The organism is Paraburkholderia sejongensis (genome assembly GCF_020880815.1).
GTDB classification, from domain to species: domain Bacteria; phylum Pseudomonadota; class Gammaproteobacteria; order Burkholderiales; family Burkholderiaceae; genus Paraburkholderia; species Paraburkholderia sejongensis.
Genome location: NZ_JAJITD010000006.1, coordinates 258,461 through 283,225 on the forward strand (window position 1 = coordinate 258,461; position 24,765 = coordinate 283,225).

The following is a 24,765-nucleotide window of genomic DNA, read 5'->3' on the forward strand; positions in this document are numbered from 1 at the left end:
CGCTCAATTCGACGCGAAGCGAATGAAGCGCACGCTATGCAGCGCGGTCAACCCGACCGCGATCCAGATCGGTACATACGTGGCGAATTGAGCGGCGCTGAGCGTTTCGCGCAACAGCGTCACCGACACCAGCACCAGCAGCACCGGCTCCACATAACCGAGAATGCCGAACAGAGCGACCGGCAGCATCCGGCTCGCCTTCAGATACGACGCGAGCGCGAGCGTGCTCAACGCGCCGAGTCCCGGCAACAGCAGCCACCACATTTCCGCGCGTCCGGCGATCGCATGCAGCGAGCCGCCGCTCACGATGAACACGACGGCCACCGGCAACAGCAGCGCCATCTCGACGGTGAACATCGCGAGCGAATCCTCGTTGAGCCGCCGGCGCAGCACGAAATATGGCGGATAGCCGAGCGCGACGACCAGCGTCGGCCACGAGAACGCGCCGGTCACCCACAGTTCGTGAGCGACGCCGAGCGCCGCGCACGCGATCGCGAGCCACTGCAACACCTCGAGCCGCTCGCGATAGTGAAAACGCCCGACCAACACCATCACCAGCGGCAGCAGGAAATAGCCGAGCGACACTTCGAGCATGCGTCCATGCAGCGGCGCCCAGAGAAACAGCCACAACTGCACGCCGAGCAACGCGGCCGCGACGACCAGCGCGCCGCCGAGTTTCGGCCGCGTCATCATTCGTTCAAGCAGTTGGCGCAGAATCGGCAGACGGCCACGCAGCGCGACCAGCAGCAACGCGCCGGGCACGGTCCAGACGATTCGCCACGCGAAGATGTCGAGGCCGGAAAGCGGTTTGAGCAGCGTCGCGTAAGCGGACAGTAAGGCGAACAGCGCCGACGCTCCGACCGACAACGCAATGCCGCGCCTGAAGTCGTTGTGATTCATCGGGCGGTCCGTGGCGCAGGCGAAAGAGTGCGGGTCCGCGGCATGCGAGCGGGCCACGCGGCGTTCGTGGTAGTCATCGAAAAGGGCTGTCTCGTGAGCACGCGAGCGCTGCGCTGTGGTTGCGGCGCCGTCGCGCGGTGACGTTGTTCTGAATACGGAACGGGCATTCTAGACGGGTTGCCCGTAGCCCGGGTCGGCGCTTTTTGGTCGAACGACTGCAAAGCGACCGCAAAGCTGTTCTAATTAGTCGTGCGTATCGCGCGTCGATGCACTAGAACATAACCTTATGCGTCGCGGCGGCGCGAACCGGATTGCCGCCCGCCGCGCGCGTGAATCTTGCTACCAAAGCATCGCACGCCGTCGCCGCCCGACTCGCGACGGCGCTGGCAGCACTCACGAGCCGGGCCGACGCTGGCAGTCCTGAACGCAGTTGATCAGATCGCCACGCCGACATGCCCGCGCTTCTCGCCCACCGCATGCGTGAACCGCGCCACAGCGCGTATGCGACCCCGGCAGCTATCCCGCTCATCGAATGTGACTCCTGGAGCCAGCATGACCCAGCCAGCCCTATCGCTTAGCACCTCGCCTTCCGACCTGCGCCGCGCGTTCGCCGCCGACGTGCACGCCGGCCTCACCCACTCGCCGCAAAAAGAGCTGCCGTCGAAGTATCTGTACGACGAAGTCGGCTCCGCGCTTTTTGAAGTGATTACCGTATTGCCCGAATATGGGGTGACGCGCGCCGAAGAACGCTTGCTGACGAAGCACGCGGCCGACATCGTCGAGCATCTGCCGCACGACGTGACGGTTGCCGAACTCGGCAGCGGCAGCGGCCGCAAAACCCGCCGCATTCTCGAAGCACTGTGTAAAAAACGCCCTACTTCTTACTGCCCGATTGAAATTTCGCGCAGCGCATTGCAGTTGTGCCGGCGCGAACTCGGCGACATCGAAAGGATTTCGATCGTCGGTTACGAGCGCGACTATCTGGCTGGCCTCGCGGAAGTGAGCCGGCAGCGCGCGAAAGGCGACCGGCTGCTGGTGCTGTTTCTCGGCAGCACGATCGGTAATTTCGGCCGGCTCGCGGCGACCCGTTTTCTGCGCGACATCCGCAACATGCTCGCGCCCGGCGACGCGCTGCTGCTCGGCACCGACCTGATCAAGCCGACTCCGGTGCTGATCTCCGCGTACGACGACGCGGTCGGCGTCACCGCCGCCTTCAATCTAAACCTGCTCGCGCGCATCAACCGCGAACTCGACGGCGATTTCCCGCTCGACTCGTTCGAGCACGTCGCGCGCTTCAATCCGGACGCGCGCAGCATCGAGATGCATCTGCGCGCGAAACACGACCTCACCGCGCACGTGGGCGCCGCGCAACTGACGGTGTCGATGAAACAGGGCGAGACGATCTGGACCGAGAGCAGCCACAAATATCGCGCGGAGGAATTGCCCGCGATCGCCGATGACGCCGGCTTCGTGTGCAGCCATCAGTGGATCGAAGATCAGTGGGGCTTTGCCGAGAGTTTGCTGGTGGCAAGCTAACGGCTGATGCTGCGGCAAGCGCCGCGTCAACGACAAAGCGGCGCGCCATTCTCGCGAACGGCGCGCCGCCTGTTTTTCAGAGCCCGGTGCGTCTACGTCGTCGCCACGCCGCTCAATGCTGCTCGAAACGCTCGTAGCGTTTATCCATCGCGCGTTCTTCGCCGTGCACGTCGGTCACGCGCGCCGCCGGCGGTCCATGACGCAGCCACGACAGCATCCGGTCGATCTGATTCGCCGGTCCCTGCAACAGCGCCTCGACCGAGCCGTCCTCGAGATTCGCGACGTATCCCTTGATGCCCAGCGCGTGCGCCTGGCGCACGGTGGCGAGCCGAAAGCCGACGCCCTGCACGATGCCGCGCACTCGCACGTAATAAGTTTCGATCCGTTCGTCCAGATCCGGGGCCATGCCGCTACCTCCTTTCGATGCCTGACTGTGTTTCAAGCCGGCATTCTAGTCGCGTCGCGGCGAGCGTGCGCGACAACCCGCAGCCGGGCGCGCGCCACGTACAATCCGTCGTCCGTGACGCAGGAGATGAAAACACATGACCGAACAGAATCGCGATCTCGTGCTGGTGACCGGCGCGTCCGGCTTCGTCGGCTCGTCGGTGGCGCGCATCGCGCAGAGCAAGGGCTTCAAGGTCCGCGTGCTGGTGCGCGCAACGAGTCCGCGCAAGAACCTCGAAGCGCTCGATGCGGAAATCGCCGTCGGCGACATGCGCGACGAAGCGTCGATGCGCAACGCGCTGCGCGGGGTGCGCTATCTGCTGCACGTGGCCGCCGATTACCGGCTGTGGGCGCCGGACCCGGGCGAGATCGAACGCGCGAATCTGGAAGGCACCGAGGCGACGATGCGCGCGGCGCTGAAGGAAGGCGTCGAGCGGATCGTCTACACGAGCAGCGTCGCGACGCTGAAGGTGACCAGCTCCGGCCAGTCCGCCGACGAAACCTCGCCGCTCAAAGCCGATCAGGCGATCGGCGTATACAAGCGCAGCAAGGTGCTGGCCGAGCGCGCGGTCGAGCGGATGATCGCCGAAGACGGGCTGCCCGCCGTGATCGTCAACCCGTCCACGCCGATCGGCCCGCGCGACGTGAAGCCGACGCCGACCGGCCGGATCATCCTCGAAGCGGCGCTCGGCAAGATTCCGGCGTTCGTCGATACCGGCCTGAACCTCGTGCACGTCGACGACGTCGCGGCCGGCCATTTCCTCGCGCTCGAACGCGGCAAGATCGGCGAGCGCTACATTCTCGGCGGCGAAAATCTGCCGCTGCAGCAGATGCTCGCCGACATCGCCGCGCTGACCGGGCGCAAGGCGCCGACCATCAGCCTGCCGCGCTGGCCGCTGTATCCGCTCGCGATGGGCGCCGAAGCGGTCGCGAAGTTCACGAAGCGCGAACCGTTCGTGACCGTCGACGGCCTGAAAATGTCGAAGAACAAGATGTATTTTTCGTCGGCGAAGGCGCAGCGCGAGTTGGGTTATCGCGCGCGGCCGTATCGCGAAGGGCTCGCCGATGCGCTCGAATGGTTCCGGCAGGCGGGCTATCTGAACGGCTAGGCGGAAAAACACGCGTATCCGTAAGCAATTTGTTACAAGTCCCGCGACAGCGAAGGGCGCAAGCCATCACGCAGCAGGTAAAATCGCGGGTCTTACAAGAGAACCCTCGCATGAATCTTCACGAACAGCTCGGCGCGCTGGAAATGGGCGTCGATCAGCTCATTCAGGCTGTCGTGGCCACGCAGGCCGAAAACATTCCCGAGACACCCGCTCACGCGGCTGCGTCAAACGCGGCGGTGGAGCATGCCGACGCGACTGTCGAAAACGCAGCAGCCGCCGTGGAAAACGCGGACGCAAACGCGGATGCAAACGCGGACGCGAACCCGGTAGACGACAACGCGCAGCAAGCCGCGGCCGCCACCGATCCATCCGCCCCGCAAATCCAGCCGACGCTCGAAATCAACCGCCCGGCGCGCGACGAAATCACGATGACCATCGGCAACCAGATGGTCGCGCTGCGTCCGGAGCAGATCGGCCGGCTGATCGAGGAGCTGTCGAACGCGCGCGCGTCGATGACACCCGAGCAGCCGCCCGCGATCCCACCGGGCTGGCAGTTCGTGTCGACAAAGAATCCGATGATGGCGGTGCAAAAGCAGTCGAACGGCGACCGCCTGCTGGTAATGCGCCACACCGGCCACGGCTGGGTGCCGTTCACGTTCTCGCCGGACGTGGTGATCCAGATGTACATGATGCTCAGCAACGCGTAATTCGCGCGAAGCGTGACGCAAAAGAAAAGCGGCCCGTGTGGGCCGCTTTTTTTGTATCTGTCGATCCGGCAATGCCGGGCCGCGCAGCGCCGTATCGATGCGGCGCCACCGCAGCCGTCAAAACATCAACGCTCCTGCACCGGCGCCTGCACGCGCGCCTTCCACTGCCCGCCCTTGCCGCGCCAGTAACGCACCGCCGACGCGAACGTCGCGCCGACATAAAACAGCGCGACGAGCGGCAGGAACGGCGCCCACAGCGGCGAGCGCCGATAGTAGGCGAGCATCGGCGCATACGCGCAGCACATCGCCGCCCACGCGAGCCAGGCCGGCCAGCCGAGCGGCCCGAGCACGAGTGCCGCGAGCGGCGGCAACAGATAGATGATCGCCATCCCCGCAAGCGTGCCCGCGAGCAGCAGCGGCGAATAGCGCAGCTGCGTGAACGCTGTGCGCGCGATCATGTTCCAGATCTCGCGCCAGCTGTCGTACGGCCGCAGCGACACGCTGTTCGCGGCGACGTCGAGACGGATCGGATGACGGCCGGTGCCGCGATGCTTGATACGCGCGGCAAGGCTGCAATCGTCGATCAGCTCAGCACGGATCGACTCGATCCCGCCCGCTTCCTCGAGCGCCTTGCGGCGCACCAGCATGCAGCCGCCCGCCGCCGCCGCGGTGCGATTGCGCGGATTGTTGACCCACGCGAACGGATACAGCTTCGCGAAGAAGAACACGAAGGCCGGAATCAGCGCCTTTTCCCAGAACGAATCGCAGCGCAGCCGCACCATCAGCGAGACCAGATCGCGCTTTTCGGCGTCCGCGCGCGCGACCAGTTGCGTGAGCGCCTCGGGTGGATGGCCGATGTCGGCATCGGTGAGCAGCAGGAAGTCGGCGGGCAGGCCGAGCGTTCGCACCGCCTCGATGCCTTGCGACTGCGCCCACACCTTGCCGGACCAGCCCGGCGGCAGCGGCTTCGCCCCGAGCACCGTGAGGCGCTCCGGGCACTGCAGCTGCAACGCGGCGGCGCGGGCCGCGTCGGCGGTGCCGTCCGAGCTGTGGTCGTCGACGACGATCACATGGAACGCGCCGCGATAGTCCTGCTTGAGCAGCGACGTGACCGCCTCGGCGATCACATCGACTTCATTGCGCGCCGGCACCACCGCGGCGACCGCCGGCCAATTGACGCGCGGCGCGACCGTCAGCGGCGCGGCCGGGCGCGCGCGCCAGAAACCTCCGCGCGCGAACAGCAGCACGCCCCAGATCAGCAGGGAAACACACGAAAGAATGAACAGGACCGCCGCCATTAAGCCTTACCCTCGATTGAGCGCGCCGCCACACCGACGCGTCTGGACAATTGCATCGCCACGGTGCGCGCCGCCACCACGCACCAGTCGAACGGAGTGAGCACCGGGCGCGCGCGGAACACATCGTAATCCGCGCGCTCGATGCGTTCGAGAAATCGTAGGCCCGCGTGCACGGCGCCGCTCAGCTCGATGCCGAGCCGCCCCGGCATGCGCAGCGCGAGCGGCGCGCCGCGCACCAGGGTTGCGCGCACGAACGCGACCTCATGCGCCATCAGCGCGCGCCATGCGTCATCGGCAATACCGTTGGCGATATGGGCCTCGGTCACGCCGAAGCGCCGCATATCGGCCTGCGGCAGATATATATGCTCGCGCTGCCAGTCGTCGGCGACGTCGAGCCAGAAGCTGATCAGTTGCGAAGCAGTGCAGATTGCATCGGCATCGGCAAGATTTTGCGGCGTGGCCGCGCCGATCAGATGCAGCATCAGATGCCCGACCGGATGCGCGGAACGCCGGCAATAATCGATCAGCGCCGCGCGATCCTCGTAACGGCCGGTATCGATGTCCTGCGCACAGCCGTCGAGGAGATCGTAAAACGGCTGGAGCGGCAGCTTATATTGCGCGATCACGCCGGCCAGCTTGCCGAACATCAGCGCATGCACGGGCGCCGCGCGCCGCTGCGCGAGCGCGTCGAGCCCGGCGCGGAAATCGGCGAGCCGCGCATGCCGCTCGGCGGCGTTCGACTCGCCGTCCTGGGCGATATCGGCCGCGGTGCGCACAACCTGGTAGATAATGCCGATTGGCGCGCGCAGCGCCTTCGGCAGCAACACGCTCGCGATCGGAAAGTTTTCGTATTGATCGACGTCCATCCAGCGAGCCTCGAAACCATTCTGTAATACGGCGCTTTATGCACGCCGCAAGGATCGGTAGTTTAAGGGTTCCGCCGTTGCGCTGCAGTATGGGACATCCCGGTGACATCCTCAGGGCGCCCCTGGCACGGCGCGCCGAAACCCGCTCCAGGTGCGGCTAGCGCCCAACACACGGGTCGCGTCAAAAAGCAAAGCGGCCCCGATAGCGTTAGAATGCGCGTTTTGGTTTTGCTGTACCGGCCGGTCGCCGGGGCTCAAGACGTCAACTAATCATGACGAGCGCGGCGAGAAGTCAGTGGTGACTTATTCGAAACCCGCGTCTGTCGGAGTTCGCCAACTTATGCGAGTCATCCTTGCTCAGCCCCGCGGTTTTTGTGCGGGCGTTGTCCGCGCAATCGAAATCGTCGATCGGGCGTTACAGCAACACGGCGCGCCCGTGTACGTCCGCCACGAGATTGTCCATAACCGTCACGTTGTGGACAATCTGCGCCAGAAAGGCGCGCGTTTCGTCGAAGAACTCGATGAAGTCCCGCAAGGCGCGGTTGCCATATTCAGCGCGCATGGCGTCGCGCAAACCGTCGAACGCGACGCGGAAGCACGCGGTCTCGACGTGCTCGACGCGACCTGTCCGCTCGTTACCAAGGTTCACGTGCAGGGGCGCCAGTATGTCGCCGCGGGCCGCACGCTGGTCCTGATCGGTCACGCGGGTCACCCGGAAGTCGAAGGCACGATCGGGCAGATTCCCGGCAAGGTGCTGCTGGTACAGAGCGAAGCGGAAGTCGCGACGCTCGATCTGCCGCTCGACGCGCCGCTCGCGTACGTCACGCAGACCACGCTGTCGGTCGACGACACGCGCGGCATCATCGACGCGCTGTTGCGCCGTTTCAGCGACATCGTCGGCCCGGACACGCGCGACATCTGTTACGCGACGCAGAATCGCCAGGCCGCGGTGCGCGAACTGTCGAAAGACGTCGAGGTGCTGCTAGTGGTCGGCGCGACCAACAGCTCGAACTCGAACCGGCTGCGTGAAATCGGCAGCGAGAGCGGCGTGGCGAGCTACCTCGTCGCGGACGGCTCGGAAGTGAAGGCCGAATGGTTCGCGGGCGTGCGCACGGTCGGCATCACAGCCGGCGCGTCGGCGCCCGAGGAAATGGTCGAAAACGTGATCGATGCGCTGCGCGCATTGGGGCCCGTCGATGTCACGACGATGGCGGGCCGTGAAGAGAAAGTCGAATTCAAGTTGCCATCGAAGCTGATGCAACCACTCGCTGCACGCGAAGTTTAAGGAGGACGTCTTGTCTATTCCGCTGCTACAGAAAGTCCGCGTCGGCGCATACATCATGCGCCAGCACCTCTCCGGCAACAAACGCTATCCGCTCGCCCTGATGCTGGAGCCGCTGTTCCGCTGCAATCTCGCCTGCAACGGCTGCGGCAAGATCGACTATCCGGATCCGATCCTGAACCAGCGTCTGTCACTCGAAGAATGCCTGCAGGCAGTCGACGAATGCGGCGCGCCGGTGGTCTCGATCGCCGGCGGCGAGCCGCTGCTGCACAAGGAAATGCCGCAGATCGTCAAGGGCATCATGGCGCGCAAGAAATTCGTGTACCTGTGCACGAACGCGCTGCTGATGGAAAAGAAGATGGACGACTACGAGCCGAATCCGTACTTCGTCTGGTCGGTTCACCTCGACGGCGACCAGCAAGCGCACGATCACTCGGTCTCGCAGGAAGGCGTGTACGAGAAGGCCGTCGCCGCGATCCGCGAAGCGAAGCGCCGTGGTTTCCGCGTCAACATCAATTGCACGCTGTTCAACGACGCACAGCCGGAACGCGTCGCCAAGTTCTTCGACACGCTCGGGCCGATGGGCGTCGACGGCATCACGGTGTCGCCGGGCTATGCGTATGAGCGCGCGCCGGACCAGCAGCACTTCCTGAACCGCGACAAGACCAAGCAACTGTTCCGCGAAATCTTCAAGCGCGGCAACAACGGCAAAAACTGGTCGTTCAGCCAGTCGGCGATGTTCCTCGACTTCCTCGCCGGCAACCAGAGCTACGAATGCACGCCGTGGGGCAACCCGGCGCGTACCGTGTTCGGCTGGCAGAAGCCCTGCTATCTGGTCGGCGAAGGTTACGTGAAGACCTTCAAGGAACTGATGGAAACCACCGACTGGGACAAGTACGGCACCGGCAACTACGAAAAGTGCGCCGACTGCATGGTCCACTGCGGTTTCGAAGCAACGGCCGTGATGGACACCGTCGCGCATCCGCTGAAAGCGCTGAAGGTCAGCCTGCGCGGCCCGAAAACGACCGGCGCGTTCGCCCCGGACATCCCGCTCGACAAGCAGCGTCCGGCCGAATACGTGTTCTCGCGCCACGTCGAAATCAAGCTGGAAGAGATCCAGCGCGCCGGCACCGGCAAGAAGGTGCAGACCGCGACCGCGGCGCACTGAGCGTTACGCCGAGCGGCGCCGAGGCGGTCGGGCATGCACGAGCTCACCCGCCCTCGCCTGCCGGCAGCGCGAGCAATTATTCTTCGCGCATAAAAAAAGCGCGGTGGCCAGATTGGCCGCCGCGCTTTTTCTTTGACACTACGAAAATCTGTCGACCCGTTTACCCGCCGCGCGCATTATGCGCAGTCAGGAACTTGATCAGCCCGTCGATCCCGCCTTTGTTGATCTGGTCGGCGAACTGGGTCTGATACACCTGGATCAGCCACGCGCCCATCATGTTGATGTCGTAGATTTTCCAGCCGGACGGGCCCTTGGTGAGCCGGTAGTCGATCGCATCGTCGCCGCCGTTGCTCAGCACGTGCGATTGCACGACGATGTCGGTGGCGCCGGCGGGCACGCTCACCGGTGCAATCCTGAACTTCACGTCCTGATCGCGCAGTTGCGACAGCGACGCCGCGTAGGTGCGGGTCAGCAGCAGCGTAAACTGCTCGTACAGTTGCTTTTGCTGTTCGGGCGTCGCGGTAGCCCACGGCTTGCCGACCGCGATGCGGGTGGTGCGATGGAAGTCGGTGGCGGGCAGGAAGTGCGTTTCGACGATGCTCGTGATCTTCGCCATGTCGCCGCCACGCGCCTGCGGGTCCGCCTTCATCGCGGCGACCGTACCCTCGACGGCGCTTTTTACCACCGCGTCGGGGGCACTTTGCGCAAACGCGGCGGTGGATACCACGGCCGCGGCCAGGAAAGCAGTCAGATATCGTTTCATACGCTCGTCGTGACCTGAAAGAAGAAGTACGCCGGCGGGCCTCGAGGCCCACGGCTAATGAGGGATAGACCAGTATAGCCGGGATTGCGTTCCACTCCCGGCGGGCCGGTCGGGAGCCGAACTTGCTACCGAAGTCGGGCTCACCGGCCCGGGCTCTGTATACTTACGCACCTTCGTCAAACCCAACACCGTGATAAGGCCACGTCCGCCTACATGCTGAAGTCATCTATCGTCCGTCTCGTCGCGTACTCGGTGCGTCATCCGCTGAGGATCATCGTGACGTCGCTCGTGCTCGCCGTTCTGAGCGGCTTCTACGTCGCGCATAACTTCAAGATCAACACGGACATCAGCCGTCTCATCGAGACCGACAAGCAATGGTCGGCAGTGCAGAACGCGCTCGATGCCGCGTTCCCCGACCAGGGCAGCACGATGCTGGTGGTGGTCGAAGCGCGCGCGCCCGAGTTCGCCGACGCCGCCGCCAACGCGCTGACCGCCGCGCTGCGCGCCGATCCGAAAGAGTTCATCTCGGTCTCGCAGCCCGCCGGCGGCCCGTTCTTCGAACACAACGGCCTGCTGTTTCCGTCCACCGACGAGGTCATGTCCACCACCTCGCAACTGGTGCAGTCGCGCCCGCTCGTCAATGCACTGGCGCACGATCCGAGCCTGACCGGCCTCGCCGGCACGCTGACCACCAGCCTGCTGCTGCCGCTGCAGCTCGGCCAGGTGAAGCTCGCCGACATGAGCCACCTGCTTTCGCAAAGCGCGAATACGCTCGACCAGGTGCTGGCCGGCAAGCATGCGGCGTTCTCGTGGCGCGCGCTGGTCGATAAAAGCGCGGCCACCGAGCCGGCCCGCTCGTTCGTGCTGGTGCAGCCGGTCGTCAATTACGACGCGCTGGAGCCGGGCGCGGACGCGTCGCGCGCGATCCGCGCAACGGCGGCGTCGCTGAAGCTGGATTCGCGCTACGGCGCGACGATCCGCCTGACCGGCGAGCAACCGCTGGCGGACGAAGAGTTCGCATCGGTGCAGGACGGCGCGGTGCTCAACGGCATCGCGACCTTCGTCGTCGTGCTGATCATCCTGTGGCTCGCGCTGCGCTCGGGCCGGATGATCCTCGCCGTGTTCATCACGCTGTTCGTCGGCCTTGCAATCACGGCCGCGCTCGGTCTGATGATGGTCGGCGCGCTGAACATGATTTCGGTCGCGTTCATGGTGCTGTTCGTCGGGCTCGGCGTCGATTTCGGCGTGCAGTTCGGCGTCAAGTATCGCGAGGAGCGCAATCGCGACGACCGTCTGTCGGCCGCGCTGATGCACACCGCGCACAGCATCGGCGTGCCGCTCACGCTCGCGGCGGTCGCGGTCGCGCTGAGCTTCTTCTCGTTCCTGCCGACCGCGTATCGCGGCGTGTCGGAACTCGGCCAGATCGCCGGCGTCGGGATGTTCGTCGCGTATTTCACCAACATGACGCTGCTGCCGGCGCTGCTCAAGCTCTTCAATCCGCCGGGCGAAGCCGCGTCGCCGGGCTTCAAGCAGCTCGCGCCGGTCGATGACTTCCTCGACCATCATCGCCGGCCGGTGCTGATTGGCACGCTGATCGTCGTGCTCGGCGGGACGCCGCTGCTCGCGCATCTGCGTTTCGACTTCAATCCGCTGCATCTGAAAGACCCGCATACGGAATCGCTGGCGACGCTGCTCTCGCTGAAGGATTCGCCGGAAGCCGCGGTCAACAACGTGCACGCGCTCGCGCCGTCGCTCGCCGACGCCGACGCGATGGCCGAGCGTTTGCGCAAGCTGCCGGAAGTGGGCCGCGTGACCACGCTGACCACCTTCGTGCCGGCCGAGCAGCAGCAGAAAATGATGCTGATCGCGAGCGCCGCGCAACAGTTGCTGCCGGCGCTGCAACAGCAGCCCGCGGCGCAGGCCACCGACGACGTGCGCGTCGCCGCGCTCAAGCGCGCGGCCAACCAGCTGTCGCTTGCCGCCGAGGATCACCCCGGACCGGGCGCGGCCGAAGCGCAGCATCTGTCGAGCACCCTGCAAAAGCTCGCCGGCGCCGACGCGGCCACCCGCGACCGCGCCGAAATCGCGATGTCCGACACGCTGCGCATCGCGCTGAAGCAGCTGGAAAACCTGCTGCAGCCGACCGAAATCACCCGCGAGAACCTGCCCAAGGAAATCTCCGCGCGCTGGATCGGCCAGGGCGGCAAGGCGCTCGTCGACATCTCGCCGAAGATCGCCGCCGGCACCGATCCGAACGACGACGCGATGCTCGCCCGCTTCGCGCACGCGGTGAAGAAAGCCGAGCCGGGCGCGATCGGCGGACCGATCTCGATCCTCCATTCGGCCGACACGATCATCAAGGCGTTCCTGCAGGCCGCGGTCTACGCGCTGCTGTCGATCGCGGTGCTGCTGTGGATCGCGCTGCGCCGGATCGGCGACGTGCTGCGCACGCTGGTGCCGCTGCTGGTGTCCGCGCTCGTTACGCTCGAACTGTGCGTGGTGTTCGGCATGCCGCTGAACTTCGCGAACATCATCGCGCTACCGCTGATGCTCGGTGTCGGCGTCGCTTTCAAGATCTACTTCGTGATGGCATGGCGCAACGGCCAGACCGGTCTGCTGCAGTCGAGCCTGACACACGCGGTGCTGTTCAGCGCCGCCACGACCGCCACTGCGTTTGGTAGCCTGTGGCTGTCGCATCACCCCGGCACCTCGAGCATGGGACGGCTGCTCGCGCTGTCGCTGTTCTGCACGCTGATCGGCGCGGTGGTGTTCCAGCCGGTGCTGATGGGCAAGCCACGCCAACGTCGCGGGAAGCAAAAAGGAATTTAACGTATGAAGCTGCGTAACACCGCGCTGGCGCTGACCGCTGCCGGTCTGATCTCCGGCTGCGCAACCGGTCCCGACCGCAAGCCGGGCGATCCGTTCGAACCGGTGAACCGGGCGATTTTCTCGTTCAACGACGGCGTCGACCGCTACGTCGCGGTGCCGGTCGCGAAGGGCTATCAGAAGGTAACGCCGCAGCCGCTGCGCACCGCCGTCAGCAACTTCTTCTCGAACCTCGGCGACCTGACCAACGCGGCCAACGCGCTGCTGCAGCTGAAGATCACCGATGCGACCGAAGACATCATGCGTTTCGCGATGAACTCGGTGTTCGGCATCGGCGGTCTGCTCGACTTTGCGACGCCGGCCGGGTTGCCGAAGCATCACCAGGACTTCGGGCTGACGCTTGGGCATTGGGGCGTGCCGTCGGGTCCGTTCCTCGTGCTGCCGCTGTTCGGACCGAGCACGGTGCGCGACAGCATGGGGCTCATCGTCGATGTGAAGTTCAATCCGATCAACTATATCGAGCCGGCGACCCGCAATCCGCTTTACGTGTTGCAGTTCGTCAGCACGCGCTCGGATCTGCTCGGCGCGACCGATCTGTTGCAGCAGGCCGCGCTCGATAAATACTCGTTCGTGCGCGATGCCTATACGCAGCAGCGGTTGTCGCGCTTGCGCGGCACGAGTAACAACCCGGCGCCGCTGCCGGATTACGACGATCACAGCGAGAACGGCTCGGGCGCGCCCGCGGCTGGGGCGCCGGCGGTCGGCTTGCCTAATTACGCTGATCCGGGGGCTGTCGGGGAGGCGCCGGAAGGGGCCTCGGGTGCGGGTGCGGCGGGCGCAGGTGGTGCGGCCGGCAGCGCGCCGGACGGCTTGCCCAATTACACCGATCCGGGTGAGAACGCGCCGGCGCCGAATGGCGCGTCGGGTGCGGGCGGTGCTAACCAGGCTGCGCCGTCGCCCGCTGCGCCCAACTACTCGGATCCGGGCGATACCGCAGCGCCTGCCGCGCCCGCAGTGCCTTCCGCGCCCGCTGTTCAGGCGCCGTCGGGTGCGTCGGCTACGCAGGCGGTCCCGGCGCCGCAATAACGCATCAGTAGCAACCGCTCTAAATAGAAACGGGGCGCCCGCAATGGGCGCCCCGCTAAAAACTACGTCAACCGCACCGCCCTACCCGCCAGGGCCAGCTCACCTGCTCCACCACTCCGACCGCGTCCCGCTCAATGCAGGCTGTCGACTTCGCTGCGCGCGGCTACCCGCTCTTCATCGACAGCCGCTACCGGCGCCGGCTGCGGCACCGGCCGGGAATTCGCCCGATAGTGTGCGAACTGCTCGTCCGCGAAACGGATGCGGGTGCGGCCATGCGGCGCCGGCTCACCGTTTTCGTCGAGATTGACGAACACCATCTTTTCGACCGTCAGGATGCTCTTGCGGGTGATCTTGTTGCGCACTTCGCAGCGCAGCGTGATCGACGTGCGGCCGAAATGCGTAGCCGTCATACCGAGTTCGATGATGTCGCCCTGACGCGCCGAGCTGACGAAGTTGATCTCGGACATGAACTTGGTCACGACCCGCTGGTTATCGAGCTGGCTGATCGCGTAGATCGCCGCTTCTTCGTCGATCCAGCGCAGCAGGCTGCCGCCGAACAGCGTCCCGTTGGGGTTCAGGTCTTCGGGCTTCACCCACTTTCTGGTATGGAAATTCATCTGGCACTCCTTCTGTGAGGCTTCCAGCCGGGTGCACCAGGCATCCGAACTAGGGTTAACACTTACGATTATACCGAATATAAGGGTTTTCCCTAGTTTTTCAATGCTTGCTGAATTTATCGGGGCGATAGTGTGGGGCTAGAGAGGCCGAATGCGTGGGCCTCAGACCGCAACCATCATCCGCAGCGCACCCGCCTCGCCCATCGCCCGCCGCGCTTCGACCAAAGTGGTCCGCGCGGCGCGCGCATCGGCAGCGAGCTTGAGCAGCGCGCCAAGCTGCGACGGCTGGCGCAGCAACTCCCGCAGAATCGGCCCGAGCGCGGTCGTGCCGTCATCGCGCAGACCGGCCGTGGCGGCCGGCGGCAGCGTGCGCCACGCCGGATCGACGATTGCGCGGCACACCGCGAACGGCAAGCCGTGCGCGGCAGCCGTCGCGCCGGCGATATGCGATTCCATATCCACCGCAAGCGCGCCGGTCGCGTCGTGCAACGCGCGTTTATCGGCGGCGGTGATCAGCGGTGCGGCAACCGCGGCGGTCGAGCCGCGTCGCACGCGCGCGCCGAGCCCGCCCGCGCTCACTGCGGCCGCGATCAGCGCGGTCCAGTCCGCATTGGTAGCGATGCGCCCGTTCGGCCCATGCACCGCATCGGCGACGATCAGCGCGCCCGGCTCCAGCTCCGGCGCGAGCCCGCCCGCAGTGCCGAAGCTGACGATGCCCGCCGCGCCGCGCGCGAGCGCCGCGTTCAGCGCCCGTTCGAGCAGATCGGCGCGCGCCGCGTACACGACCTCGACGCCGTCGCTGCCGTCGCCGCGCGCGATGCGCGCTTCGAACGCCATCCCCGTCACGACGATCACCGGCAGGCGCCCGGCGGCGGCGTTGCCCGCCGGCATTCTCGATGCGGCCACGTTACATCCCGACCGTCACGCGCGTGAGCCCGTTGCGCTTCAGATGACGGAAGCGCGCGAGCGCCCACAGCGGGAAGAACTTGCGATAGCCGTGATAACGCAGATAGAACACGCGCGGGAAACCGGTCGCGGTAAAGCGCGTTTCGTCCCACAGCCCATGCTCGCGCTGTTCGCGCTGCAGATAGTCGATCCCGCGCGCGACCGCCTCATGATTGACCTCACCGGCCGCCATCAGACCGAGCAACGCCCATGCGGTCTGCGACGCGGTGCTCGGCGCGCGCTCGTAGCCGCGGTAGTCGAGCTTGTAGCTCTCGCCGGCCTCGCCCCAGCCGCCGTCGTCGTTCTGGATCGACAGCAGCCACTGCGCCGCGCGCCTGATGCGCGGGTCGTCGTGCGGCATGCCGGCCGCGTTCAGCGAGCACAGCGCGGTCCACGTGCCGTAGATGTAGTTCAGGCCCCAGCGACCGTACCAGCTGCCGTCCGACTCCTGCTCCTGCAGCATGTACGCGAACGCTCGTTGCGCCGGCTCGCTGCCCTGCGGCAACTCGCCGAGTTGCGCGAGCATCGACAGACAGCGGCCCGACACGTCGGCGGTCGGCGGATCGAGTAGCGCGCCGTGATCGGAGAACGGAATGTTGTTCAGGTAGTACTGGGTGTTTTCCGGCTCGAACGCGCCCCAGCCGCCGTCGCTGCTCTGCATCCCGACCACCCATTCGCGCGCGCGCGCAATCGACGTGCGATACGCATCCGATTGCGTGAGCGCCGCCGAGCGCTGCATCGCCATCGCGACCACCGCGGTATCGTCGACGTCCGGGTAATGCGCATTGTTGTACTGGAACGCCCAGCCGCCCGGACGCACGTTCGGGCGACGCGAAATCCAGTCGCCGCGCACGTCGAGGATCTGCAGCGGCAGCAGCCATTGCAGTCCGCGGTCGGCGGCCTGCTCGGCGCGCGCGTCGCCCGTTTCGAGCAGCGCGTGCGCGGCCAGCGAGGTATCCCACACCGGCGACAGACACGGCTGGCAATATGCTTCGTCATCCTTGATAACGAGCAGTTTATCCAGCGACTTGCGGGCGATCGCGCGGTTCGGATGATCGGCCGGATAGCCGAGCACGTCGTACATCATCACCGAGTTGGCCATCGCCGGGAAAATCGCGCCGAGGCCGTCTTCGCCGTTCAGACGTTCGTCGACGAACGCGACCGCCGCGCGAATCGCGCGCTCGCGGGTCGCCTTCGGGAACAAGCCGTCGACCGCGCGCAGCACCGTATCGACACCGCGGAAGAAGCCGAACCAGCCCGCGTGCTGATGCGGCGCGCGCGCGTTCATGCCGGTGTTGACCGGCGCGCCGCGGAACAGCTCGTCGATGCGGACCTTGCGCGGATTGCGCGCGAGCGGCCGCTTCGCGTTGAGCACCAGCAGCGGCACGATCACGGTACGGGCCCAGTACGACACCTTCGACAGATGGAACGGGAACCACATCGGCAGCAGCATGATCTCGACCGGCATCATCGGCACCGCGCGCCACGACACTACGCCGAACAATGCGAGCAGGATGCGCGTGAACACGTTCACGTTTTCCGCGCCGCCGTGCGCGAGGATCGCTTCGCGCGCGCGGACCATATGCTCGGCGTCGGGCGAGTCGCCGATCATCTTCAGTGCGAAATAAGCCTTCACGCTCGCGCTGATGTCGAGCGCGCCGTCGGTGAACAGCGGCCAGCCGCCGTTGGGCAACTGGATGCGGCGCAGATAGCGCGCGACCTTCTGTTCGAGTTCGAGGTTCGGCGTTTCGCCGAGGTAGTGAACCAGCAGCACGTATTCGGCCGGAATCGTCGCGTCGGCTTCGAGTTCGTAGACCCAGTGGCCGTCGGGGTGCTGCGCGGCAAGGATCGCGTCGGTCGCGCGGGTGATCGCGGCGTCGAGCGCCGGAGCGGCGAAGGCGGTCGCGGCGGATGGGGCAGTCGCAGCAGCAGTCGCGGCTTCGGCCGTCACGGCCGGTTCGAGCGCCGCGTCGGCGGTTTCGGACAGCACCGCGTCCAGCGGCTGGTTCTCGGATAAATCGTTCATCGGCGTTCCATCGGTTGATTCAGCAGCGTATCCGCGGCCTGCTGGCCGGAGCGGATCGCCCCTTCGAGCGTCGCGGGCAGGCCGGTGGCCGTCCAGTCGCCCGCGAGCATCAGGTTGTTCCAGCGCGTACGCGTGCCGGGCCGCAGTGTCTCCTGCTCCGGCAGCGCGGCAAACGTCGCGCGTGCTTCGTTGACCACCTGCCACGGCGGCAGCGGCGCGAGCGGCAGATCGACGGCCCGCGCGACCTCGGCCCAGACGGTCGCGGCCAGTACTTCGGGCGGCGTGTCGAGCAGACGGTCGGCGCCGTCGAGCGTCACGGACAGACGCCCGTCGAACGCGAACAGCCACGCGGACGTGCCGTTCAATAGCGCGGTGACCGGCGGCAAACCGAACGGCGGCTCGATCGCGAAGTGCACGTTCAGCGCGGCGGTAAAGCGGTTCGGTCCGCGCAGGCCCGGCACCAGCGTCGCCGCGGGTTCGGGCGGCAACGCGAGAATCACAGCCTCGTTCGCGCCGAGCGGGATGCTTTCGCCGGCGAATTGCAGCGACTGCACGCGCGCCGGCTCGCTCGCGAACGTCAGCGCGCGCAGCGGCGAGCCGAGCCGGATCGTCGCGCCGCCATGTTGCAGCAGACGCAGCGCCGGCTCGACGAACGCGCTGCCGAGGCCATTGCCCGCCAGCAGCGGCCGGCACGCAAGGCCGCCCGCGAGCAGCGTCTCGCGCACGATCGCGCCGGTCAGTTCCGCCGACGCATCGCGCGGCTCCATATACAGCAGCGCATGCAGCAGCGGCCGCAGAAAGCGGTCCCACAGCGGACCGTTAGAGCGCATCGTCTGCGCGACGCTGCGGCCGGGGCGCGCCATCAGCAACGGCACCAGCGCGAGGTAATCGGCCGGCTGCGTCTGCGGCACGCGCGCCTGCGCGTCGAAGATCCACCACGGCACGATGCCCGGCGACAGCCGCACGTTCCAGCGCGCGAGCGTGGCCAGATCGACGAACGGATAGTCGGGCTGCGCGGGGCCGACCAGTTCGTCGGATGCGCCGATCGCGCGCGTGTAGTTCAGCGTCGCCGTGTTGCCGGCCATCACGATGTGATTGCCGCTGTCGAGCGTCGCGCCGAGCTTTGCGTCGTAGTACGAACGACAGCGTCCGCCCGCGTGCTGCTCGGCCTCGTGCAGCACGACCCGCGCGCCGCGCCGCTGCGCCTGCACGGCGGCGGCGAGGCCGGCCAGACCCGCGCCGACCACGTGGACGAGCTTTGGCATCAGCCCGGGATCAGAACAGCGCGTAGCGCGCGACGATCCACAGCAGGCGCAGCTTCGGCTTGCTCACCTTGGTGCGTGGAATGTCGAAGCCGCGCTCCCGCGTGCGCTCGAGCAGCACGCGATAGACGCCCGACATGATGCGCGGCGCGCGCACCTGCGCGCGCGGCTCGCGATCCATGATCGCGTCGGACTCGGCGAAGTGCTGCTTCGCTCGCTCGGCGAGCGTCGCGCACACGCGCGGCAGCGACGGATCGTCGGCGATCTGCTGCGGGCTCGTGACCGCGATGCCTTCGCGCGCGAGCAATTCGCGCGGCAGGTAGCAGCGGTTGATGCCGGCGTCTTCGTCGATATCGCGCAGGATGTTGGTCAGTTGCAGCGCGCGGCCCAGATGGTGCGCGAGCTGGTGGCCCGGCTCGTCGCGCATCCCGAATATCCTCACCGATAACCGGCCCGCCGCGCTCGCGACGCGGTCGCAATAGAGGTCGAGGGTGGCTTCGTCGGGCGCGCAGATATCGGCGGCGGCGTCCATCGCCATGCCGTCGATCATCGCGTGGAAGTCTTCGCGTTGCAGGCGGAACGTGTGGATGTGCCGGGTCAGCGCGCGCAGCGACGCGCGCGGCGCGCCGGCGTAGCATGCGTCGATGTCGGCGCGCCATTGTTCGAGCGCGGCCGCGCGTTCGGCGCGCGGCAGGTCGCTGTCGGCGATGTCGTCGACCGCGCGGCAGAACGCATAGACCTGATACATCGCATCGCGCTGCGCCGCCGGCAGGATGCGCATCGCGAGATAAAACGAGCTGCCGGACGTGGCGGCAGCGGCGTCAATTTCAGTATCGTCCACGACAAGATTGGAAACAGCCAAGACGATCTCCGCTGGAGGCGCCTGCTGAAAGGCGAACAAAGAAGTTTTTATGCCGGCCCGCAGGGCAGTGGGTCCGCGCGCGAACGGGCGCGAAAGGTCCGGCTGGCGGCCGGAAACGGCCAAAAGTATAGCAATCTTTGCCGACCGACGCAGGTCCGGCGGCCGGGACGCGGCGGCGCGCAAGGGCGCGCAGCCGTGGCCGGCGCGGTTCGCGACCGCTAGGCCGCCAGCCGGAACGCCACCGAGCGGTTGCGCCCCTGCCGCTTCGCGCTGTACAGCGCGGCATCGGCCTCGTTGATCAGCACGTCGTACGCGGGCACGCCTTCGCGCGCGGCCGCGCCACCCAGGCTCGCGGTCACCGGCACGCTGGTGCCGATCAGCTCGACAGGCGTCTCCTCGATGACCCGGCGAATCTTGTCGGCGACCAGCATCGCGTCGTCGAGCGGCGTGCACGGCAGCAGCAGCGCGAACTCCTCGCCGCCGAAGCGCCCGAACGTGTCCTGCGCGCGCACCACCCCGGCCACCCGCTGCGCCATCACGCGCAGCACGGTATCGCCGACGCCGTGGCCGAACTGGTCGTTGATCTTCTTGAAGTGATCGAGATCGAACAGCAGCATCGACAGATCGCCGCCGTAGCGCTGCCAGCGCGTGAATTCATCGCGCAGCCGCGCCTCGAAGAAGCGCCGGTTCGCGATGCCGGTGAGGCCGTCCAGATTCGCGTACTCCTGCAGCTTGGCGACCGCTTCCTCGCGTTCGCGCTGCACGATGCTCACGTGCGTGACGTCGGAGATCGTCACGCAGACGGCCACCACCTCGCGCTCGCGCATCAGCGGCATGAACGTGCAGTCCTGCTGCATGAAATCGACGCCGCCGGTGATCGGCCGGTCATGCTCGAAGCGGAACAGATACGGGCGCTGCTCCCACGAGCTGAACGCGAAGGTGCCGAGCTGGAACACGCTGTCGATCTTGCGCTGCAACCACACGCGCGGCAGTTCCGGAAAATGCGCAAAGATCGAGCGGCCGACCACCTGCTGCGGGGACAGTCCGCTGTGATCCTGCATGAAGCGATTCCACATCAGCACGTTCAGGTCGCGGTCGAGCACGAAAATGCCAAAGCCGACCCGCTCGACCACCAGGTCGCTCAACGATTGAACCGATACATTCATAGACTGGCCAGCAGCGCATCGAGCGCTTCGTTCATGTGACGGATGGACTCTTCGGCCATCAGCATCACCAGGTGCGCGCGAAAACTCCGGTTTTCGAGCGCGAAATTCACTTCTACGAGCAGCGCGCAGTCCCAGTGCAGTGCGCCGGGCTGGAACACCTCGTCGAAACTGAGCGCTTCGCCGAGCAGACCCGGCGCGGAAAACACCGGCGTGCGACCGAGCTGGTCGAGGATCGACGACACGCACGCGCCCGCCAGCAGATTCGCGACGTCGAGCATCAGCTCGCGCTGGCTGATCGTCTCGTAGCTCGAGCGCGCATACGGGTCGTTCACCAGCGAGCACAGCTGCGCGATGCTGTCGCTGCGGCAGATCACCAGCGCCTCGCCCTTGATATCAGAGCGAAAGCCCTGGCGCACCGCGCTGACCGTATCGTCGATGCCGGTCATCTCGCGCAGCGCGGCGGCCGCGTCGCCGACCGCGACCATCCGCACGCGCGGCACCGACAGCTCGATGAACGCATCGAGCAGCCGCGCGAGGCGGGTGGCCGCCTGACCCATCGCGAGATTGGCGATTTCCTGCAGCGCGTCGCGCTGATCTTCGTTGAAGGCGGGCTCAAGCATACAAGCCGTACTCCTTGAGGATGGGCAGGAGCGCCTGCGGCGTCACCGGTTTAGCGATGAAGGCAAGCGCGCCGAGTTCGCGCACGCGAGTTTGCGCGAGCGGCTGCACGTCCGCGGACACGACGATCACGAAGCTGTTCAGATCCTCGTGCCGCAGCGTGTCGAGCACCTCGTAGCCGGTCATGTCCGGCATCGTCAGATCGAGGAACAGCACCGCCGCCTTGCCCGCGCGATACAGCTCCAGCGCCTCGCGCCCGTTGGTCGCGTACGACACGTCGACCTGCCAGTCCGGCGGCAGCGCCTTCGTGAGCAGCTTGCGGGCAAGCAGCGAGTCGTCGGCAATCACAATGGGCAGCATGAAATGGCGGTCGGGCGGTTGGGCAGATAGAAATGGGGCCGCCGACGACGGACGATGCACGCCGGCGCGGCCGAACGATCCCCGAGCGGGTACAGTGTTGCGTCGCGACAATGCACCCGGTGCCGCCGCGAGCAACGCGTAGGCGGCAGCAGGCGCTCGCCGCAGCGGGGGCGGTTCGCCCCGCAGACAGCGGTGGCCTTATAGCGTGGGGTGGATTGTCGAAGCAAAGCCATGCAAAGGCAACTCACCAGAATCGGCTTCGCTAGACAGATTTTCCGATGCACCCGGTATTTGCAAAACGAATGGCCCGATACATCGCGCCATTCTTCATATTTATACTTTTGTGTACGTTTGCGCTTTTCGATTTGTCGCTGATTGTGGCGGACACGCGGCGTAAAAACCGCCCCCCGTTGGCGGCAACTTTTGCCGCCCGGCGTCTATGCTTGTTCTAACGGCGGCAAGGTGCCAATCCCGGCACGCTACGGGGCTGCCAGTTCCGACCGACTCGAGCCTTTATCGACAATGACTTCAGACCGGGCCGACTCCGCTCGCGCGAGCCGACTTTCCCGCCGCCCTGGCGACGAGCCGGACGACGCGTCATTCCCCGCCGTGCCGGAACAGAACTTCCAGGTCCGGCGCATCACGCTGATCGCGCTGCTGGTGGCCGCGATCGTGTTGCCGTTCGTCTACGTCGCGGCGATGGCGTACAACGATCTGCGCACCCGCGAGGCCGACTCGACCGATCAGACGCTGCGCACGGTGCGGGTCGCCGAAGAGCACGCGCTGAAGGTGTTCGACATGAACGAAACGCTGAACTCGCGCATCGTCGATCTGACCGCGGGCCTCGACGACCACGGCATCCGCGCGCGCGAAGCGGCGATTCACGACAAGCTGCGCACGATGGGCGGCGGCTATCCGCAAGTCGCCGCCGTGTCGATTTTCGGCGTCGACGGCGCGTTGCTCGCGACCAGCCGCTACTTTCCGTCGCCGGCGCTGTCGATCGGCGGGCGCGACGATTTCGTCGGCATTCGCAGCGGCAATGCGCTCGAACACGTGTCGAAGGTGATGGTCGGGCATGTTGCCGGCGAGCAGGTGTTCAACATGGGCGTCGAGCGCAAGGGCGCCGACGGCAGCTTCGCCGGCGTGGTCTCGATCGCGCTGCGGCCGAGCTATTTCGATGCGTTCTACCGTGAGCTGCTCGGCGGCAGCAGCAGCACGCCGATGCTGATGAGCCTCGTGCGCACCGACGGCGCGCTGCTCGCGTATTACCCGCGTGGTCCGCGCGCCCCCACTGCGCTCGCGGCCGACTCGCCGTTCGCCGCCGCGGTCGCCGAGGGACGGCGCGCCGGGGTCGTGCGGATGCGCTCGAATCTGGCCGACGGCAATCTGATCGTCGCCTTCCGGCGGGTCGGCTCGTATCCGGTCTACGTGCTGTGCGGCTATCGCACGTCGGCGCTTTGGACTGCCTGGTACCGTCACCTGAGCGTGCTGATCCTGTCGATGTTCACGCCGTCGATCGCGCTGTGGTGCGTGCTGTGGCTGTCGTTGCGGCGGCTCGGCGCGGAACAGGAGGCATGGGTGCGCTGGCAGGCCGAGGCGTCGATGCGCCGCTCGATCGAATCCGCATACCGGCAGTCGCGCAAGATGGAGGCGCTCGGCACGCTGGTCGGCAGCGTCGCGCACGACTTCAACAACCTGCTGATGATCCTGTCGGCCAACGTGCAGATCGTGCGGCGGCGCGGCGTCAGCGGCCTCGAGCGCGAACTGGCGGCGATGGAACGCGCGCTCAAGGGCGGCCAGTCGCTGACCCGGCAGTTGCTCGGCGTCGCCCGCAAGCAGCCGCTGCGCACCGAGACGTTGTCGCTCGAACAGTGGCTGCCGTCCGCGCGCGAATTGCTGCGCGCGTCGCTGGGCGCGAAGGTGTCACTGGTGATCGACGCCGGCGTGAATACGTGGCCGGTGCGCGTCGACGTCGCGGAACTGGAGCTCGCGCTCATCAACGTCGCGGTCAATGCGCGCGACGCGATGGCCAACGGCGGCCGTTTCACGGTGCGCGCGAGCAACGTGGTGTTCCGTCACGAGGACGGCTTTCCGCTGACCGGCGAGTTCGTGCAGCTCTCGCTCGAGGACACCGGCACCGGGATGGCGCCCGAGGTGCTCGCGCGCGCGTTCGAGCCGCTTTTCACGACCAAGCCGAAGGGTGCGGGCACCGGTCTCGGCCTGCCGCAGGTGTTTGCGTTCTGCGAGGGCTCGGGCGGACTCGCAGCGATCGACAGCGCGATCGGCGCGGGCACCTCGGTGCGGCTGTATCTGCCGCGCGCGTCGAGCGAGCCGCAGGCGCTGCGGCCGGACGAGGCCCTGGCGCTGGAACACGACGCGCCGCACGGGCTGCGCATCCTGCTCGTCGAAGATAACGCGGAAGTGGCGGCCGGCACCGAGGCGCTGCTGCAGATGATGGGCCACCAGGTCAGCTGCGTGTTCAACGCCGACATGGCGCTGCGTCTGCTCGACGACGCGCGCGCGAAGCGCGCCAGCACCGGCGAGCCGCTGCCGTACGACTTGGTGCTGTCGGACATCCACATGCCGGGCAAGCTGAACGGCATCGATCTCGCCGAAGCGGTGCTCGCGCACGATCCGCAACTGCCGGTGATTCTGGTGACCGGCTACGCGGAGGAACTCGACCGCGCGCGGCATGTGAACGTGCGGGTGCTGTCCAAGCCGTTCGATATCGGGCTGCTGGAAAAGCTGCTCGAAACGATCCAGCACAATCTCGCGCAAAGCGGCGCCGATCCGCAGACGCACGCGGCCGATCTGTGATGGTTCCGTTCAAACTCCGGCGCGCAGATGTTCGTCCAGGTGCACAGCGAAGCGCGTCAGATCGGCTTCGATCTGAGGGTTCTTTTCCACGTCATTGGCGATGAATG

At 66.4% G+C, this 24,765-nt stretch carries 21 protein-coding genes; 8 read left to right on the forward strand and 13 right to left on the reverse strand.

Annotation, left to right across the window (positions count from 1 at the left end; all coding sequences use genetic code 11):
- Positions 1–3: 3 nt before the first annotated feature.
- Complete coding sequence (gene rarD / locus LJ656_RS14130; RefSeq protein WP_230510026.1) at positions 4–900, reverse strand: EamA family transporter RarD; 897 nt, start codon at positions 898–900, stop codon at positions 4–6.
- Between the two features lie 552 nt (positions 901–1,452).
- Here rarD and egtD point away from each other — a divergent pair.
- On the forward strand, positions 1,453–2,436 hold the full coding sequence (gene egtD, locus LJ656_RS14135; RefSeq protein WP_230510027.1) for an L-histidine N(alpha)-methyltransferase: 984 nt from the start codon (positions 1,453–1,455) through the stop codon (positions 2,434–2,436).
- A gap of 112 nt (positions 2,437–2,548) precedes the next feature.
- Here egtD and LJ656_RS14140 read toward each other — a convergent pair whose 3' ends face one another.
- The gene (locus LJ656_RS14140) at positions 2,549–2,842 is read right to left on the reverse strand and encodes an acylphosphatase (protein ID WP_230510028.1); all 294 of its coding nucleotides are present in this window, start codon (positions 2,840–2,842) and stop codon (positions 2,549–2,551) included.
- A 136-nt stretch (positions 2,843–2,978) separates the two neighbouring features.
- Here LJ656_RS14140 and hpnA point away from each other — a divergent pair, with 136 nt between their 5' ends.
- Entirely contained in the window at positions 2,979–3,989 is a 1,011-nt protein-coding gene (hpnA, locus tag LJ656_RS14145; RefSeq protein ID WP_230510029.1) for a hopanoid-associated sugar epimerase, read from the forward strand.
- 110 nt (positions 3,990–4,099) lie between these two features.
- Entirely contained in the window at positions 4,100–4,696 is a 597-nt protein-coding gene (locus LJ656_RS14150) for a hypothetical protein (protein WP_230510030.1), read from the forward strand.
- Between the two features lie 125 nt (positions 4,697–4,821).
- Here the strand turns inward: LJ656_RS14150 and LJ656_RS14155 are convergent, their stop codons facing one another.
- Together LJ656_RS14155 and hpnC are read right to left on the reverse strand one after the other, a co-directional pair.
- Positions 4,822–5,994 (reverse strand): glycosyltransferase, encoded by a 1,173-nt coding sequence (locus LJ656_RS14155; RefSeq protein WP_230510031.1) that lies wholly within the window; start codon positions 5,992–5,994, stop codon positions 4,822–4,824.
- Positions 5,994–6,860, reverse strand: a complete 867-nt coding sequence (gene hpnC, locus LJ656_RS14160) for a squalene synthase HpnC (protein WP_230510032.1) — start codon at positions 6,858–6,860, stop codon at positions 5,994–5,996. The genes LJ656_RS14155 and hpnC overlap by 1 nt, the downstream gene beginning before the upstream one ends.
- A 340-nt stretch (positions 6,861–7,200) precedes the next feature.
- Here hpnC and ispH point away from each other — a divergent pair, with 340 nt between their 5' ends.
- Both ispH and hpnH read left to right on the forward strand, forming a co-directional pair.
- Entirely contained in the window at positions 7,201–8,145 is a 945-nt protein-coding gene (gene ispH, locus LJ656_RS14165; protein ID WP_230510033.1) for a 4-hydroxy-3-methylbut-2-enyl diphosphate reductase, read from the forward strand.
- Between the two features lie 10 nt (positions 8,146–8,155).
- Entirely contained in the window at positions 8,156–9,310 is a 1,155-nt protein-coding gene (hpnH, locus tag LJ656_RS14170; RefSeq protein ID WP_230510034.1) for an adenosyl-hopene transferase HpnH, read from the forward strand.
- A gap of 160 nt (positions 9,311–9,470) precedes the next feature.
- On the opposite strand, the gene LJ656_RS14175 is transcribed toward hpnH, so the two are convergent.
- Positions 9,471–10,073: an MlaC/ttg2D family ABC transporter substrate-binding protein gene (locus LJ656_RS14175; RefSeq protein WP_230510035.1), complete on the reverse strand. Its 603-nt coding sequence runs from the start codon at positions 10,071–10,073 to the stop codon at positions 9,471–9,473.
- 213 nt (positions 10,074–10,286) lie between these two features.
- Here LJ656_RS14175 and hpnN point away from each other — a divergent pair, with 213 nt between their 5' ends.
- Together hpnN and LJ656_RS14185 are read left to right on the forward strand one after the other, a co-directional pair.
- Entirely contained in the window at positions 10,287–12,902 is a 2,616-nt protein-coding gene (gene hpnN, locus LJ656_RS14180) for a hopanoid transporter HpnN (protein WP_230510036.1), read from the forward strand.
- A gap of 3 nt (positions 12,903–12,905) precedes the next feature.
- Positions 12,906–13,985, forward strand: coding sequence for an MlaA family lipoprotein (locus tag LJ656_RS14185; RefSeq protein ID WP_230510037.1), 1,080 nt, complete (start codon positions 12,906–12,908; stop codon positions 13,983–13,985).
- Between the two features lie 131 nt (positions 13,986–14,116).
- Here the strand turns inward: LJ656_RS14185 and LJ656_RS14190 are convergent, their stop codons facing one another.
- The 8 genes from LJ656_RS14190 to LJ656_RS14225 form a co-directional block, all read right to left on the reverse strand.
- On the reverse strand, positions 14,117–14,602 hold the full coding sequence (locus LJ656_RS14190) for an acyl-CoA thioesterase (RefSeq protein ID WP_075298474.1): 486 nt from the start codon (positions 14,600–14,602) through the stop codon (positions 14,117–14,119).
- Between the two features lie 162 nt (positions 14,603–14,764).
- Positions 14,765–15,493 (reverse strand): phosphorylase, encoded by a 729-nt coding sequence (locus tag LJ656_RS14195; protein WP_230510188.1) that lies wholly within the window; start codon positions 15,491–15,493, stop codon positions 14,765–14,767.
- Between the two features lie 16 nt (positions 15,494–15,509).
- Entirely contained in the window at positions 15,510–17,573 is a 2,064-nt protein-coding gene (shc, locus tag LJ656_RS14200; RefSeq protein ID WP_230510038.1) for a squalene--hopene cyclase, read from the reverse strand.
- Entirely contained in the window at positions 17,570–18,838 is a 1,269-nt protein-coding gene (hpnE, locus tag LJ656_RS14205) for a hydroxysqualene dehydroxylase HpnE (protein ID WP_230510039.1), read from the reverse strand. The genes shc and hpnE overlap by 4 nt, the downstream gene beginning before the upstream one ends.
- A gap of 10 nt (positions 18,839–18,848) precedes the next feature.
- The gene (hpnD, locus tag LJ656_RS14210; protein ID WP_230510040.1) at positions 18,849–19,697 is read right to left on the reverse strand and encodes a presqualene diphosphate synthase HpnD; all 849 of its coding nucleotides are present in this window, start codon (positions 19,695–19,697) and stop codon (positions 18,849–18,851) included.
- Between the two features lie 218 nt (positions 19,698–19,915).
- Positions 19,916–20,863, reverse strand: a complete 948-nt coding sequence (locus tag LJ656_RS14215) for a sensor domain-containing diguanylate cyclase (RefSeq protein ID WP_230510041.1) — start codon at positions 20,861–20,863, stop codon at positions 19,916–19,918.
- On the reverse strand, positions 20,860–21,483 hold the full coding sequence (locus LJ656_RS14220; protein ID WP_230510042.1) for a chemotaxis protein CheC: 624 nt from the start codon (positions 21,481–21,483) through the stop codon (positions 20,860–20,862). The genes LJ656_RS14215 and LJ656_RS14220 overlap by 4 nt, the downstream gene beginning before the upstream one ends.
- Positions 21,476–21,841, reverse strand: coding sequence for a response regulator (locus LJ656_RS14225; protein ID WP_230510043.1), 366 nt, complete (start codon positions 21,839–21,841; stop codon positions 21,476–21,478). The genes LJ656_RS14220 and LJ656_RS14225 overlap by 8 nt, the downstream gene beginning before the upstream one ends.
- Before the next feature lie 522 nt (positions 21,842–22,363).
- Between LJ656_RS14225 and LJ656_RS14230 the strand changes: the two genes are divergently transcribed.
- Positions 22,364–24,658, forward strand: a complete 2,295-nt coding sequence (locus LJ656_RS14230; protein ID WP_230510044.1) for a hybrid sensor histidine kinase/response regulator — start codon at positions 22,364–22,366, stop codon at positions 24,656–24,658.
- The last annotated feature ends 107 nt before the right edge of the window (positions 24,659–24,765 follow it).